General features: G+C 50.3%; 15 protein-coding genes. 9 read left to right on the top strand and 6 right to left on the bottom strand.

Annotated elements, in window-relative coordinates; translation table 11 throughout:
• Window positions 1-447 (bottom strand): hypothetical protein (locus OXH16_16860; GenBank protein ID MCY3683070.1); only part of this gene is annotated, 447 nt, incomplete at its 3' end.
• 109 nt (window positions 448-556) lie between these two features.
• On the opposite strand from OXH16_16860, the gene OXH16_16855 reads away from it, so the two are divergent.
• Window positions 557-1876 carry an AAA family ATPase gene (locus OXH16_16855; GenBank protein ID MCY3683069.1) on the top strand — a complete coding sequence of 440 codons (1320 nt, stop codon included), beginning with the start codon at window positions 557-559 and terminating at the stop codon, window positions 1874-1876.
• A gap of 18 nt (window positions 1877-1894) precedes the next feature.
• On the opposite strand, the gene OXH16_16850 is transcribed toward OXH16_16855, so the two are convergent.
• The 4 genes from OXH16_16850 to OXH16_16835 form a co-directional block, all read right to left on the bottom strand.
• Window positions 1895-2116 carry a DUF2283 domain-containing protein gene (locus OXH16_16850; GenBank protein ID MCY3683068.1) on the bottom strand — a complete coding sequence of 74 codons (222 nt, stop codon included), beginning with the start codon at window positions 2114-2116 and terminating at the stop codon, window positions 1895-1897.
• A 10-nt stretch (window positions 2117-2126) separates the two neighbouring features.
• Window positions 2127-2405 carry a HigA family addiction module antitoxin gene (locus tag OXH16_16845; protein ID MCY3683067.1) on the bottom strand — a complete coding sequence of 93 codons (279 nt, stop codon included), beginning with the start codon at window positions 2403-2405 and terminating at the stop codon, window positions 2127-2129.
• 317 nt (window positions 2406-2722) lie between these two features.
• Window positions 2723-3151, bottom strand: coding sequence for a hypothetical protein (locus OXH16_16840; GenBank protein ID MCY3683066.1), 429 nt, complete (start codon window positions 3149-3151; stop codon window positions 2723-2725).
• A gap of 225 nt (window positions 3152-3376) precedes the next feature.
• Window positions 3377-3700: a hypothetical protein gene (locus OXH16_16835; GenBank protein MCY3683065.1), complete on the bottom strand. Its 324-nt coding sequence runs from the start codon at window positions 3698-3700 to the stop codon at window positions 3377-3379.
• A gap of 187 nt (window positions 3701-3887) precedes the next feature.
• Between OXH16_16835 and OXH16_16830 the strand changes: the two genes are divergently transcribed.
• The 8 genes from OXH16_16830 to OXH16_16795 are packed head-to-tail and all read left to right on the top strand — an operon-like array spanning window position 3888 to window position 11448.
• On the top strand, window positions 3888-4979 hold the full coding sequence (locus OXH16_16830) for an amidohydrolase family protein (protein MCY3683064.1): 1092 nt from the start codon (window positions 3888-3890) through the stop codon (window positions 4977-4979).
• A gap of 8 nt (window positions 4980-4987) precedes the next feature.
• Complete coding sequence (locus tag OXH16_16825; GenBank protein MCY3683063.1) at window positions 4988-5428, top strand: Rieske 2Fe-2S domain-containing protein; 441 nt, start codon at window positions 4988-4990, stop codon at window positions 5426-5428.
• A complete protein-coding gene (locus OXH16_16820) occupies window positions 5425-6915 on the top strand; it encodes a M81 family metallopeptidase (GenBank protein MCY3683062.1) in 1491 nt (496 codons plus the stop codon). The genes OXH16_16825 and OXH16_16820 overlap by 4 nt, the downstream gene beginning before the upstream one ends.
• A gap of 8 nt (window positions 6916-6923) precedes the next feature.
• Window positions 6924-7685: a 5'/3'-nucleotidase SurE gene (gene surE / locus OXH16_16815; protein ID MCY3683061.1), complete on the top strand. Its 762-nt coding sequence runs from the start codon at window positions 6924-6926 to the stop codon at window positions 7683-7685.
• Between the two features lie 20 nt (window positions 7686-7705).
• The gene (locus OXH16_16810; protein ID MCY3683060.1) at window positions 7706-8581 is read left to right on the top strand and encodes a dihydrodipicolinate synthase family protein; all 876 of its coding nucleotides are present in this window, start codon (window positions 7706-7708) and stop codon (window positions 8579-8581) included.
• A gap of 29 nt (window positions 8582-8610) precedes the next feature.
• Complete coding sequence (locus OXH16_16805) at window positions 8611-9300, top strand: response regulator transcription factor (GenBank protein ID MCY3683059.1); 690 nt, start codon at window positions 8611-8613, stop codon at window positions 9298-9300.
• A gap of 13 nt (window positions 9301-9313) precedes the next feature.
• Window positions 9314-10690, top strand: coding sequence for an ATP-binding protein (locus tag OXH16_16800; GenBank protein MCY3683058.1), 1377 nt, complete (start codon window positions 9314-9316; stop codon window positions 10688-10690).
• A gap of 32 nt (window positions 10691-10722) precedes the next feature.
• Window positions 10723-11448 (top strand): hypothetical protein, encoded by a 726-nt coding sequence (locus OXH16_16795; protein ID MCY3683057.1) that lies wholly within the window; start codon window positions 10723-10725, stop codon window positions 11446-11448.
• A 1-nt stretch (window position 11449) separates the two neighbouring features.
• On the opposite strand, the gene OXH16_16790 is transcribed toward OXH16_16795, so the two are convergent.
• Window positions 11450-13825, bottom strand: a complete 2376-nt coding sequence (locus tag OXH16_16790; GenBank protein MCY3683056.1) for a PQQ-binding-like beta-propeller repeat protein — start codon at window positions 13823-13825, stop codon at window positions 11450-11452.
• Between the last annotated feature and the right edge of the window lie 12 nt (window positions 13826-13837).

Raw genomic sequence — 13837 nt, 5'->3', positions numbered from 1 at the left:
GGTAAGGGCATACCATCTATTGAGTTTCGCTGCAAAATCGAATTCGCCGAGTGTCATGAGTACAATAGAATTAGAGAGTGATTCCGTTACGGCAATCCGACTCTGATTGTTGTAGAAAAATCCCGAAAAATTTCTTCCTGACGTGGAAAATGTGATTTCAAATTTTGAATTTACCGCGTAGTTTCCATTCGCTTCCCAAATACTCTTATCCGGACTGCCAAAGCTCGCAGACAAGCGATAGGTTCTGTCCGGGTTTAATTCGATAAATCCAGTGGGCGGATTTTCTTCCGCCTCATGATTTTGATAGACCTGGGCGCGTCCGATTCCCGTGTCAATTTTAACCGCTTGCAATGTGTAAATTCCCGCTACGACCTGTGGCGATGTGGGCGATTCCACGCCACAGGTAATCAAGAGCAATCCCAGAAATATAGTTGCGATCCGTTTCATGACAGCTGGTTCCCAGGTGCCTTTTTCTCTGGATCTGTACAATTTTTAGCTAATTTTTGTTGAAATTATGACAATTTTTAGCTAATTTTTGTTGAAAGAGGAGAAAAGCATGATTCAAAGAGATCTGGAAAGACGTCTGATTGCACATCTATCCCCTCGCGTTGAACATCCGAATGTCGCCCTGTTAGAGGGCGCGCGACAGGTTGGTAAGACTACGCTTATAGAATCTATCAGACCGAAACTCGACCGCGAGATTCTCTATTTGAATCTGGAGGAGAACAGCCGCGCGGTTCACGATCTCAATTCTTGCAGGGATTTTGCAGATTTTGAGACGTATCTTGCGACTGTGTACCAGTTCAAAGGCGACGGACAGCGCATTCTGTGTATTGATGAGGCGCAAGAGAGTTCTGTGCTGGGTGGGTTTGTGCGCTTTATGAAAGAGAAATGGCAGCACACACCGGTTATTCTTACGGGTAGCTCTATGTCGCGCATTTTCGGACCGGAGACGCGCTTTCCCGTTGGAAGAGTTACGCGATTTTTGATGCAACCCTTCAGTTTTAGAGAGTTTCTGCGCTGTGGCAAAGCGGAAGCGTTGCTCGCTTTTGAAGATCCTTTACAGATACCTCTGTTCTTACATGAACGCCTTCTCAAATACGTGCAGTCGTATCTCGATGTGGGAGGGCTACCAGCGGTTGCCTCATCGTTTTTTGACCTGATGGATTGGCGGCAGTTGCGTCGAGATTTGTATCTTGACTATCGCAGTGATTTTGCCAGGATTTTTTCGGCAACCGAAGCCTCTTTGTTCGATCAGTGTTTGCGCGGTGTGGCATCGAATCTCGGCAGTCCGAGCAAGTACGCGCAGATGGTTCGGACGACGTCAGCTCTTTACAGGAGAGTGCCAGATTTTTTGGAATTGCTCGAGTCTTGGAAGCTGGTTTACAAGTCCAATATTCAGGGTACACGCCCAGAACAACAAGGCTTTTCGCCCAAGCGCTATCTTTACGATCCGGGATTGGCCAATGATTTGCGGCTGACAGCGTTGCCGCGTATCGATATTCTCTCAAGTCTCGATGCCGCTCAGCGCGCGCCTCTTGGGGGTATTATCGAGAATATGCTGGCGACTGAACTCGTGGCACTGGGACAGGATTTGACGGGTTGGAAAAAGGGCGTCAATAGTTCCGAGGTCGATTTTATCTTTCGCACGGCATTGGGCGATACCATACCCATCGAGTGCAAAGCGTCTCTTGTCACAAGGCCGCGGGATACAGGTGGTCTGTCAGAATACGCTGCGCGACATGGGCGCAATCTGGGCGTTCTGGTCAATCTCGATATGCCGGGGAAACTCACAACTTCTTCAGGGCTAAACGCGATCCATATACCAGTTTATCTGATTGATCGGCTCGGTGAAGTAATAGAAGGCGGACAATAATCATAATAAGCATCGCACTCAGGCTCTAATTTCACCGAGCGCGATGTCTTCAATGATGACCTGTTTGAATATCTCTGGATCATCCAGCCGTTTCATGGCGTCGAGAATTTCGATGCCCGCGAGGCGGTCTTCCTCATCGTAATCCAGCGCAATACCATCTTCGAGATGTTTCGTTGTCACGGTTGTTTCTTTGAAGCAAATGTACAGTGCATCCACTTCTCGATCATAAGATATTTTCATCGTTATTTTCTCAAGCAGGCTGATAGCGTTTGACCTCGATCTCATCTGCACGCGCCCGCATTTGTGCGGCGTCGTACCACGCCTGCATTCGCAATAGTGTATCCATGCTGATGCCAAAGGCTTTTTCTACACGTAGTGCCATTTCCGGTGATAGGGTCGATTTGCTATACAGCAGGTCGGAAAGAGCCGCTTGATGCACACCCAAAATCTTGGCTGCTTTCGCGACGCTTAATCCCAACTCTTCGACAATTTCAGTGCGGATAAAATCGCCGGGATGCGCAGGTGTCATGGTTATTTTAATGCCATTTTTAGTCATCAGTTTTTGACTGTATCAGAACCTATCTGGTTTAGGGTTAGATTGAAGTCTTTTCATCAGCTTCAGCCAAAAATACGATAGCCGATGCTGTCATATTTAACATATAAGCAACGAGGTGATCTGGCACGGCTTCCGGAGTTGTCCCTTGCCCTTGCCCGCTCAATTTGTTGCGTCCGGTAGGTACACTACTCTCCAAAAGATTTCGCAGAGACGAATAGTGTGATTGCCAAAACAATGGAATCAGCCCGTTATCAAAACAAATCTGAATCAAGGGCTTTGCAGTTGCATTGTTACTGTAGCTCCACTTTCTCTTGTTGCAAATCGTTTTCATTACGCTCTCGAATGCTTTTAGACATTCGTTGAGGGCCTCTTTGGCATTTCCTTAGAGTAAAAGAATCTTTCCAGATGTGAACTATCTGCACTCTGAGAGGATGGGGAAGGTCATCATAAACATAGACATCAGGCATTTCCCCCCGAAGTCTCTTTTGCGCCAACATGGCGGATGCGGATTGGGGAGCTTTCTCTTTGGCTTCAGGCAAAGTAGCCCACTCGTCTCCTCTAACATATGAACCTGCCGGATTGAGAAATACACCATCATGATCTTTCAACCACAGCACATAACCTCCAGTGCTCCCATCTTTTCCCACATAACCTAACTCGCCTTGTTTGTCTCCCACTCTTTGAATAAGGCGATTTTCCCGCCAATACATACCAGACATTCTATGATGACCTCCGAAATAAATGGTTAATTGCTTGCTTCCAACACACGGCGTCCAGGTGAGATAAAAACCACACTTGCAGATTGTGGTAGTGTCAGAAGACCTTATAGCTCAAACAAATCAGTGGCCTGCAATCTTCAGAGCCTCACCGTCCGTACGATACTTAATGTCGTTATACACCATCGCCAAATTCTATTCAAATATCTCCTTACTGTCAAGGATTGGTCATTTGATCTTATAAATTACTTCAGATAAAGTCATCGCGAAAAACCATTGGTCAAAGCCATCGCACAGCGCGCGAGTCCGTCTCGCAGCGGACATTTTTGTGGCATCCCAACTGTGAAGGCCACCCCATGTAGTATTTTCATAGAAACGATTTGCGCTGTGCAAGCCCCTCGGCGTTTGAGAGCGGCATTTTTTGCTTACTTTTTTTTGCTGGTGAAAAAAAGTAAGTTGCCGAAGGCAGGAAAGAAAAATATTAAAAAACTTTGTAGGTCGTTTTACCACAACAAATAAATTATCCACACCCCTTGCAATAAATAATTCCATTTGTCTGTGGCCCTTATAAACCATCGTCAGATTCTATTGAAAACTACTTCGCGAGCATTTGATATTGCAAAGATAAAGTCCTATCTTTTGTATGATGCAGATACAGCGCATATCGGGTTTGCATTCTCTGATGTGTTGGGTTATAATTCTATAGTTAGATGGCATTGTGAATTTCAAGGAGGCTGAGATGGCTGATACGCTAATGAATGAGGTAAAGATAGAAAGGCGAAAGAAGACAGCCGTGATTGATTGCGATGTTCACGTGACTATGAAGTCGGGCGATATGTGGTTTCAATATCTGGCGGAGGAATGGCACGAGTATCACCGGACTATCGGTGGTCGCGGGCGCATCGGGTCGGGGTATCCCCGCGCGGTGCCAAATGCCGCGCGTCACGATGCATGGCCGCCTTCGGGACCGCCGGGATCCGATTTGGATTTTTTGCGTGCGCAATTGCTGGACGAGTGGGATATGGATTACGGTATTTTAACGCCTTTGATCGGCGTGGGTGGGCAGCAAAATTTGCGTTATGCAGAGGCGATGGGGCAGGCTGTGAACGATTGGCAAGCCGATGCGTGGCTCGGGCGCGAACCCCGGTTGCGCGGGTCTGTGATTGCGCCTTATGAAGATGGCGAGTTGGCCGCGGCAGAGATTGACCGCATGGGCGATCATCCGGGATTTGTGCAGGTGCTTCTCGTCGTGCGGACTATGGAGCCTCTGGGCAGTCGCAAGTACTGGAAGGTGTATGAGGCTGCGGTGAGAAATGGGTTTCCGATAGCGATTCATTTTGGCGGTACAGGCGCGGGTCCGATTACGGGCGCGGGCAAGCCTTCGCATTATATTGAGGATCACGGTGGTATGCCCACGGCATTTCAGGCGCAGGTGACGAGTCTGGTGTATGAGGGGGTGTTTGAAGCGTTTCCGGATTTGAAAGTGGTTTTGATTGAGGGGGGATTTGCGTGGATGCCCGCATTGATGTGGCGGCTGGATAGTTGTTATCAGAAGTTGAAGGTGGAGTTGCCGCATTTGAAGCGGTTGCCGTCGGAGTATGTTCGCGATCATTTCTGGATCAGTACGCAGCCTATGGAAGAACCCCCACAACGCGAGTACTTTTTTCAGATGATGGATCATATGGATATGAACGATAAGTTGATGTTTGCCACGGATTATCCCCACTGGGATTTTGACGCGCCCGATGTGGCACTGCCTTCGGGTATGGATAAGGATGTGCGGCGCAATATTTTAGCTGAAAATGCGCGGGCGTTGTATCGGTTAGCGTGAGGAGTACTATGGCGAAACACATTATAGGAACTATTGATGAGATCCCTCCGGGGGAGCGGAAGCTGGTGATACTGGAAGGGCGGGAGATTGGGGTGTTTAATGTTCATGGCGAGTTTTATGCCCTGAGGAATCGATGCCCGCATCAGGGGGGTGCGCTGTGCAAGGGACGGGTGTCGGGCTTTGTGACGGCAAAGGTGCCGGGGGAATACGAGTACACGCGCAAGGGGGAAATTTTGCGGTGTCCATGGCACGGATGGGAATACGATATTAAGACGGGGCAGTCATGGGTCGATCCTTCCAGTGTGCGCGTGCGCAGCTATGAAGTGGAAATTGCACAGGGCGCGGAGATCGAGGGCGAGGGAGATATGGCGGGAATGGTGAAGGGTCCCTATGTGGCGGAGACTTATGAGGTGACGGTGGAGGAGACGTATTTGGTTGTGGAATTATGAAAGGAATATTCCCGATGCGCGTGGGCATTATTTCGCTGTTGCACGAGTCGAATACGTTTATCAGCACGCCAACGACTATGGATTCGTTTCGACGGGATGGGATTTTTACAGGTCGGGCGATGTATGATCACTATTCGGGTGGACATCACGAGGTCAGTGGATTTTTAGAAGGTTTGGAGTCGGCAGGCATAGATGTTCTGCCGATTTTTCATGCGGGTACAACGCCTTCTGGACGCATTACGAGAGAGACATGTGAAGAGTTGATGCAGTTGATGTTTGATGAGGTGGAGGGTGTGGGCGAAGTGGATGGGTATCTCGTGGCGCCTCACGGGGCAAATTCGGGAGAGGGCGATGAGTACCGCGATATGGATGGGCACTGGTTGTCGCGTTTGCGCGAGGTGGTTGGGTCTGAGAAGCCGATTATTTGCACAATTGATCCACATGCCAATTTGTCGCCGCGCATGGTTGCGGCGTGCGATGCGACGATTGCCTATCGCTCGAATCCCCATCTCGATCAGAAACAGCGGGGGTTGGAAGCTGCGTCGTTGATGGTGCGAACGCTGAAGGGGGAGGTGAAGCCTGTACAAGCGGGGGCTTTTCCTCGTATTGGGATTAATATTGAGCGTCAATCGACTTTTGCGCCGCCGTGTTTGCCGATGTATGAGTTGGCGGATGAGATGTTGAAAGAGACAGGTGTTTTGTCGAATAGTGTTGTGCTGGGTTTTCCGTATGCCGATGTAGAGGAGATGGGGTCGGCATTTGTGGTGGTGACAGATGGTGATATGGATCGGGCACAGGTGCTGGCGAATCGGTTGGCGGATTATTTGTTTGCACATCGCGCGGAGTTTGTGGGCGAGTATATCGCTGTTCCCGATGCTGTGGATATGGCGGTGGGACAAGAGGGACCTGTTTGTTTGCTCGATATGGGCGATAATGTGGGCGGGGGATCGGCGGGCGATGGTACGGAGATTTTGCACGAGTTGCACAGGCGGGGGAATACGACGGGCTTTGTGTGTATTTTTGATCCGGAATCGCAGGAGCGAGCGCGAGATGCAGGGGTTGGAAATCGCGTGGTGCTGGATATCGGTGGCAAGACGGATGATTTACACGGTGCGCCTTTGAGAGCAGAGGTGCGGGTGCGCAGTTTGCACGGGGGTAAGTACAGAGAGTCCGAGGTGCGACACGGCGGGCGAACAGCTTTTGATATGGGTCCGACGGCGATTGTGGAGACGGATACGGGTATTACAATTAGTTTGACTTCGCGGCGCGCGGTGCCCGTGAGTCTGGGGTTGATGACGAGCTGCGATCTCGATCCCGCCGCGTTTCAGGTGGTTGTGGCCAAGGGTGTGCATGCCCCTGTTGCGGCATACCAGCCGGTGTGTACGGCTTTGATTCGGGTGGATACACCCGGTGCAACAGCGGCGGATATGCGAGGGTTTGAATACGAGTTTCGCCGCGAGCCGATGTATCCCTTTGAGGAGGTGTGATTCCTCTTTTGAAAATTTTATTGACCAATGATGATAGTTTGGATTCTCCTTTGTTTCTGTTTGCGGTGGATTATTTTCAGGTGATGGGAGATGTGAAAGCTGTGGTGCCTGCCGAGGAGCAGAGTTGGAAGGGCAAAGCGATGACGCGGTTTGGCACGCGTCATGTGGAGCGGTTGGATGGATTTGCGTGTGAGACGTATGCTTTTTCGGGGACGCCAGCGGATTGCGCGAATTTTGGCATTTATCATTTGTTTGACGGTGGCAAACCCGATCTGGTGATTTCGGGTATTAATATGGGTAGTAATTCGGGGTTGAGTTTCACGCTTTCTTCGGGGACGGTTGGCGCTGCTCTGGAAGCCAATATTGCGGGACTGCCGGGGGTGGCATTGTCACAGGTTTTGCCCAGACATGTGTTTCGGCAGTGGGTTGAGCAGCGCGCGATGCAGCCCGATGTGCGGGAGCCGTTGCTGAAAAAGTGTCGCGCGATGTTGCACCGGGTGTTTGCGTTTTTGAACGATCGGACAGATTTTCTGTCTGATCCCGTGACGTGGAATGTGAATATGCCGGCTGAACTATCTGATGACTGGCGCGTTATACCAACAGTGCTCGGGCATACGTTTTACACATCGTGTTTTGAAGCATCAGAAGACGGTTATTATCACAATATTGATCAGCCAGAGGTAGAAGAGCGTGCAGGTACAGATGGTATGGTTTTGCGCGCAGGGCATGTGAGTATTACGCGGTTGGATATTCGCACGCTGGGGCAGTGACTCTAAAATGGGAGATTTGAATGGGTGTTTTTGAAGGCGTAGTTCCCGCTATTGCGACGCCTATGGGACGGGACGGACGGTTTAACGAAGGGGTGTTTCGCAAAATTGTAGAGTTTAATATCGAAGTTGGTGTACACGGTTTTTGGGTCGCGGGGGGTACTGGGGAGAGTGTGTTGTTGGACGATGATGAAAATATGCAGGTTGCGTCGGCGATTGTGGATCAATCGAAGGGGCGCGCAAAAGTTATTATGCATGTGGGTGCGCCAACAACAGATCGCGCAGCGCGATTGGCCGAGCACGCAGCCCGTGTGGGTGCAGATGCGCTGTGTTGTGTGCCGCCGTTTTTTTATCGGCGCGATGACGACGATATTGCCGAGCATTATCGGATTGTGGCAGGTGCTGCTGATCTGCCACTCTTTGTGTACAATTTGCCGGGGGCAACAGGCGTGGAAATTACGCCGGGGATGATGGCAAAAATTCAGGATCGCGTGCCACAACTGAAGGGGTTGAAGCACTCGGCACCGACGTTTGCAAATGTGCGGACGTTTGCCGGGATGGGGTTGTCGTGTTTTATTGGCAATCACCGGTTGATGTTGCCGGCGATGACAATTGGCGCGTGTGGGTGTGTGGATGGGCCGCTGAATGTGTTTCCCGAATTGTGGGTGGCGATCTGGAATGCATATCGGGCAGGGGATTTGAAGGCGGCAGAAGCAGCACAGGATAAGGCGTCGCGTGCTTATGAGATGTTGAGCGCAGGCGGCGGCTTTCATTCGGTGATCAAGGTGGCGTTGAGTACGCGATTGGGGGTTGATTGCGGAGACCCGAGGCCGCCAGGGCGACCAGCGAGCGATGCACAACGCGCACAGATTGTGGAAGTCGTAAAGCGTTTGGTTTGAGTGTGCAGGTAAAACCAGAGATAAATCAAATGGCCGATCAGACGATTTTGCTGGTTGAAGACGATAGGGAATTGGCGGAGTTGACGCGCGATTTTTTGCAGAATGCGGGATTTGTGGTCTGGCACGATTCCGAGGGCAGGGCTGCGCGAGATCGCATTTTGGCTTCTCCTCCCGATCTGATTATTCTGGATGTTATGTTGCCGGGGATGAACGGATATACGGTTTGCCGGGAAGTGCGTCCAGAATACGATGGGCCGATTCTATTTTTGACGGCTCGAGACGATGAATTAGATGAGATTTTGGGGCTGGAGATGGGCGGCGATGATTATGTGACCAAACCGGTGCGACCCCAATTGCTTCTGGCAAGGGTGCGCGCGTTGTTGCGCAGGGCTGTTAAGAGGCCCACGGTTTCAAAGCGAGTGGTGGTGGGGGATCTGGTAGTGGATGCAAATCGACGGGAAGTCAGACTGGGTGAACGCGTTGTTGAACTTACGACTTATGAATTTGATTTGCTCTGTTATCTGGCTATTCGAGCCGGTGAAGTGGTGAGTCGGCAGGATATTTATCAGGCGTTGTTTAACTACGATTACGATGGGTTGGATCGCAGCGTGGATGTGTACATTTCGCGCCTTCGTCAAAAACTCGGCGAAGATAGTTCAACATCTGTTTCGATCAAGACTGTGCGCAGTGTGGGGTATCTGTTGGTCAGCGCGGAGTGAAAGCGAGTGACCGATGAGGAAACAATTTATCCGTATTTATGCGGGGATTGCCATTGTTTTGCTTTTGAGTGCGTTTGGGTTTTTGGCAATGTCAAAGCAGTGGGTCGCCTCTGTTCGGCAGGCTGATTTTGAGGACAAGACGCAGGCGCTTATCGCAATGGTTCGCGAGGAGATCGAGGCCGTAGATGCAGATCCGGTGGCGCAGTTGCTGGTGCTCAATATGTTCAGTTTGACGCACCGCATGCCCATTACGCTGGAGCCGTTGTTTGTTTTGCCGCTTTCTTCGGCAGAGAAAGGGCGTTTAAAAGCCGGAGAGGTTGTGACTATTTCCATAGAGGAAAGATTGCAGACATACCAGATGGCACCCAATGGCGATGTTATTGTGTTGGGACCATACCTGCTCGAGGAGATGATTCGATGGCAGGATAATTTGATTGAAGAAGGAGTTGGCGAGGACGATGGCGGCAATTTCTTTTTTCAACTTGATGTTTTCTTTTTTGGCATTTTGGTCGCGATTTTGTTGGGTATAGGTGTGGCGATTTATTTTTTAATTCACCCTTTTGAACGTCGAATTTACGCATTGTCAGATGCTGCCGAGCGATTTGGGAAGGGTGATTTGGGTAGCCGGGCTCCAATTGTTAAGGGCCATGCTGTGGCGGATTTGGCGCGCAGTTTCAATGGCATGGCCGATCGCATTGAGGGGGTCGTAGATGGGCAGCGAGAGCTTTTAAGAGCGGTGTCGCACGAACTGAGAACGCCTCTGGCACGTATTTTTTTTCTTCTCGATCACTATCGCGTATCGGGGGATCAGAACGCGGATATTCAGCGTATTGAACGTTCGGTTTATGAATTGAATGATCTGGTTGAAGAGTTGATGGATTTTGCGCGGTTGGACCGGGATATTTCACATCGTACGGAGATTGATGTTTATGCACAAATGAGAGAGTTGCGCGAAATGGTAGCAGAATTGCGCGGAGATATTTCTGTGGATATCGATAGTGAACACCTGATGGTCTGGGCAAATGAGACGCATTTCAAACGCGCGCTTACCAATCTGGTTACCAATGCAGTGCGACATGCCAGGCACCATATCTGGATTACAGCCAAAAAAGCGGATGAAATGGCTCATATCAGTGTGGAAGATGATGGTTGTGGTATTCCAGAACATTTGAGAGAGAAAATATTTGAGCCTTTTTATCGGGTGGATGAAGATTCAAAGACTGGCGGTACGGGCCTGGGGTTGGCGATTGTGAAGCGCATTGTGATGCAAAATGACGGACAGGTGCAGGTAGAGAATAGGACAGAGGGGGGGGCGAAATTTACGTTGATGTTTCCGCTTGGAGAAAAAATAAAGATCGGAACAAGACGGGCAATGGATTTGTCAGAATAAAGAAACTATTACATTTACAGGAAATGGCAGATATGAAACGGTGTTTAATTGCCATATTTTTGATAATTGCAACGCTGTGGTGCGATGCGTTTGCTAATACACAAGAAAAACAGGAGGAGTCGCCACCGGCTTTTGTCGATGAGGATGGCAATGGTATCGATGATCGCGTGACCTTCCGCCATCGTCAAGGTCTGCGATCTCGGGGAAGTGCGCTTTTGTGGGTGCTCTCAGCGCAATTGACAAAAGCACAGCGAACTACTCTGCAGGCGAGGATCAATGAATTAATCGAGGGAGGGGCAGAATTCCGTGAGATTAGAATGGCTATTTTTGCCGAACTCGAGGGTTTCGGCGTAGATTTAACAGAGACATTTTTGACGCGATTAAATGCGGTGTTGACAGAAGATCAGATGTCTGCACTTCGCAAAAAGGCCGAGGCTCTAAAAGCGAATGGTGCGACCTATTACAGGATTTACAGAGAGATACGCGACGAGCTGGCTGTTATGGGAATTAATTGGGAGGGGCAGAGACCGGATTACTCTGGTCCTCAGTTGACAGAAGGCGAGATGTCTGATCTCCAAAAGAAAATTGACAAACTAATTGCCGATGGTGCCTCTCGCGTTGAAATTCAGAAAGCCATTCATGCAGAGTTGGAAGAGATAAAGCGGCGCAATAGACGCAGGAGTCGCACTGCGGGTGACCGCGGGGGGCCTCCGCCGAGATCACCTGAGAGAGAAAGAAGCGGGAAGCAGGGAAACTGAGTCAATCCGAGAGGGGAAAAAGCGTTTCAAATATTTTGTCTGTTCGGTTTCGCCAACTCGCCCAACCCGCGCCGTCGTTTACTTCGCCTCCGGTAAAGGTATAACCTCTCTTTTTTAGTAGTTGGGCAAACGATGCCGTGCTTTTGCCCAGATCATTTCCCTCCATTGGGCTTCGCAAGTCGTATTTTCCCCAGTCCAGATAGATATCTATGGGCATTTGTTTTGTTGCCTGAAAGACCAGGTCTGCATCTTTGGCTTCTGCGGTCTGATCCCAGGATAGGGATTGTATGCCTGTTTTGCCAAATATGTCGGGATGGGTAAAGGTGGCGTAAAAGGCCATAAATCCACCGTAAATTGTCCCGATATTTGCCCGGCTTTCGCGGCTTTTGATCGTGCGATATGTCCGGTCGATGTAGGGTACAATCTCTTCTGTAAAGATCCGATTGTACGCATCGCGGTTTGCCCCTACGTATTCTGCGTATCCTCCTCTGAAGAGTGATGGGACAAATACCGCGATTACGGGGCGCACGCGCTTGCCGATGATATTGTCCAGTGAGATATTCATTTTTCCCAGGGACCACTGCCGACGCGCAGCGTGGACATATACGACGGGGTAGTGTTCATCGCTTTCATGATAACCTGGTGGAAGATAGATTTCCAGGTTGCGGTGCCTCGCAATTTCCGCACTTTCAAAACGCAGGGTGTCAATTTTGCCGTGAATACCGTCTCGTCGCGCTTTGAGATGGTCGGGAGTTTGCCAGCGCGGCATGCCGAAATAGGAAGCGCGGCCAAAGAAGAGGGTTCGTATCTGTCGCGGGTTGAGCGGGTCGGGGATAGATCGCTGTAAGTCCAGTGTGTAGCGATAGGTGATGCGGGCGTCGGGTTCGAGTTGTGCGGTGGAATAGAAGAAGTCCGTTCCCTCAATGCGGTGCATGGGGTGGTCGTATCGCCGCCCTACGTGGTCGCCGGTTATGGTAACGTCTTCCGCTTTTCCGCGATATACAAAATGCACGAGGTTCTCGCCTTCGAGGATTGGGAAGTTTTTCTGTTGTGCCATGAATTGATCGATCTGCGTTTTTTTGTCTGTGGATTGTTGCACTTTTTTGACAAATTGTGCAAAGCGCGAGTTTGGTGCGATGTCTTCTGCGTCTGATTCTGCAATTTGCGTTTCTGGTACGACTTCGATACAGGCGATTTCCGACATGCTGCGCGCGTAAAACCTGTCATTGGCAAGGCTGGCATGCGTCCAGGCAATTTCGTCGAAGAGTTTCAAACGGGCTGTTTCGCGGTATCCTTCACCCGAGGCCTGTGCGACGGCGAGGTTGCCTTCTTTTGTCATGATTACGAGGTGGTTATCCACGATGATGGGGAAGCCATCTCCCGGCTCGCGCGATCGCCATAAGCGGTTTCCGGTGTTTGTATCGATGCATGTGAGTATGCGGCCGTTATATCCAAATAGAAGTTCTGTGTTAAATACCGCGTAGCTGTACGTTCCCCGAATGTGGCGCGTCTGCCAGATTTCCTCTGCGGCAAAGGTTTCGCTGTCGGCTCTCAGGCCGATTAGCATGCCGCCGTTTTTTACAAAGTATCGCCCTTCGCCAATCTCGACGGGATGTCCGCTGGTATGCCCCGCGCCGGTTTGCCCTCGGTGTGTAAATTGCCACAGGATTTCACCGGTTTCGGGAGATAAGCCCGCGAGATATTTGTTGCCAAAGAAGACGAGGTGTTTGCGGTTGTCAAAGGCGTACAGGCCCGGCGATTGGTAGTTGACCGAGTCGCTAAATGCCGACCAGATTAAATCGCCTGATGCGGGATCATAAGCGGAGACTGCATGTGTTCCACCGGTTTGGACGATCAGGCGATTGTCGTGTAAAATTGGGGATGAGGTAAAGCCCCAGAATGGCACTGTGGCACGATGGGCTGCGACGAGGTCTATCGCCCAGAGTTCTTTTCCCGTATTCGCATCGAGTGCGAACAATTTTCCCCGGGGACCTAATGCGATGACTTTTTCCTTTGTCACTATGGGCGTTGATAGGGGACCGCTTTGCGAGCCGTAGTGTCCGAGATATGCGGTGCCGATTTTGTATTTCCATCGCTGTGATCCATCTTCTGTGTTGAGGCCGATGACGTAATCAAAGGTTTCGTCGGAATACATGGTTACAGCGAGGTCGCCGAGAACCGAGATGGATGAGTAGCCAGCGCCGAGGGGTTTCTTCCAGACGATTTTCAGCGCGTAGTTTTGATCGGAGGGGAAGATGCCCACATCGTTGACCCTGAAGTCTCTGTTGGGACCGCCCCAGTTTGGCCAGTTCGTTTTTGCGTCTGCTGTTTGAAAAAAAAGAAAAATGAGAAGAAGCATTTTTGCGCGGTTGTTCATTGCTTACCCTAT

It is taken from the genome of Gemmatimonadota bacterium (assembly GCA_026705765.1).
Lineage (GTDB): Bacteria > Latescibacterota > UBA2968 > UBA2968 > UBA2968 > VXRD01.
The sequence above is the reverse complement of the archived record's forward strand: the minus strand, read 5'-3'. Positions and strand labels throughout refer to the sequence as shown.

Excerpts from the sequence above, each read along its gene's own strand:
- OXH16_16855 (MCY3683069.1), top strand. The coding sequence starts at position 557 with ATGATTCAAAGAGATCTGGAAAGACGTCTGATTGCACATCTATCCCCT.
- OXH16_16850 (MCY3683068.1), bottom strand. The coding sequence starts at position 2,116 with ATGAAAATATCTTATGATCGAGAAGTGGATGCACTGTACATTTGCTTC.
- OXH16_16845 (MCY3683067.1), bottom strand. The coding sequence starts at position 2,405 with ATGACACCTGCGCATCCCGGCGATTTTATCCGCACTGAAATTGTCGAA.
- OXH16_16840 (MCY3683066.1), bottom strand. The coding sequence starts at position 3,151 with ATGTCTGGTATGTATTGGCGGGAAAATCGCCTTATTCAAAGAGTGGGA.
- OXH16_16835 (MCY3683065.1), bottom strand. The coding sequence starts at position 3,700 with ATGGAATTATTTATTGCAAGGGGTGTGGATAATTTATTTGTTGTGGTA.
- OXH16_16830 (MCY3683064.1), top strand. The coding sequence starts at position 3,888 with ATGGCTGATACGCTAATGAATGAGGTAAAGATAGAAAGGCGAAAGAAG.
- OXH16_16825 (MCY3683063.1), top strand. The coding sequence starts at position 4,988 with ATGGCGAAACACATTATAGGAACTATTGATGAGATCCCTCCGGGGGAG.
- OXH16_16820 (MCY3683062.1), top strand. The coding sequence starts at position 5,425 with ATGAAAGGAATATTCCCGATGCGCGTGGGCATTATTTCGCTGTTGCAC.
- OXH16_16810 (MCY3683060.1), top strand. The coding sequence starts at position 7,706 with ATGGGTGTTTTTGAAGGCGTAGTTCCCGCTATTGCGACGCCTATGGGA.
- OXH16_16805 (MCY3683059.1), top strand. The coding sequence starts at position 8,611 with ATGGCCGATCAGACGATTTTGCTGGTTGAAGACGATAGGGAATTGGCG.
- OXH16_16800 (MCY3683058.1), top strand. The coding sequence starts at position 9,314 with ATGAGGAAACAATTTATCCGTATTTATGCGGGGATTGCCATTGTTTTG.
- OXH16_16795 (MCY3683057.1), top strand. The coding sequence starts at position 10,723 with ATGAAACGGTGTTTAATTGCCATATTTTTGATAATTGCAACGCTGTGG.
- OXH16_16790 (MCY3683056.1), bottom strand. The coding sequence starts at position 13,825 with ATGAACAACCGCGCAAAAATGCTTCTTCTCATTTTTCTTTTTTTTCAA.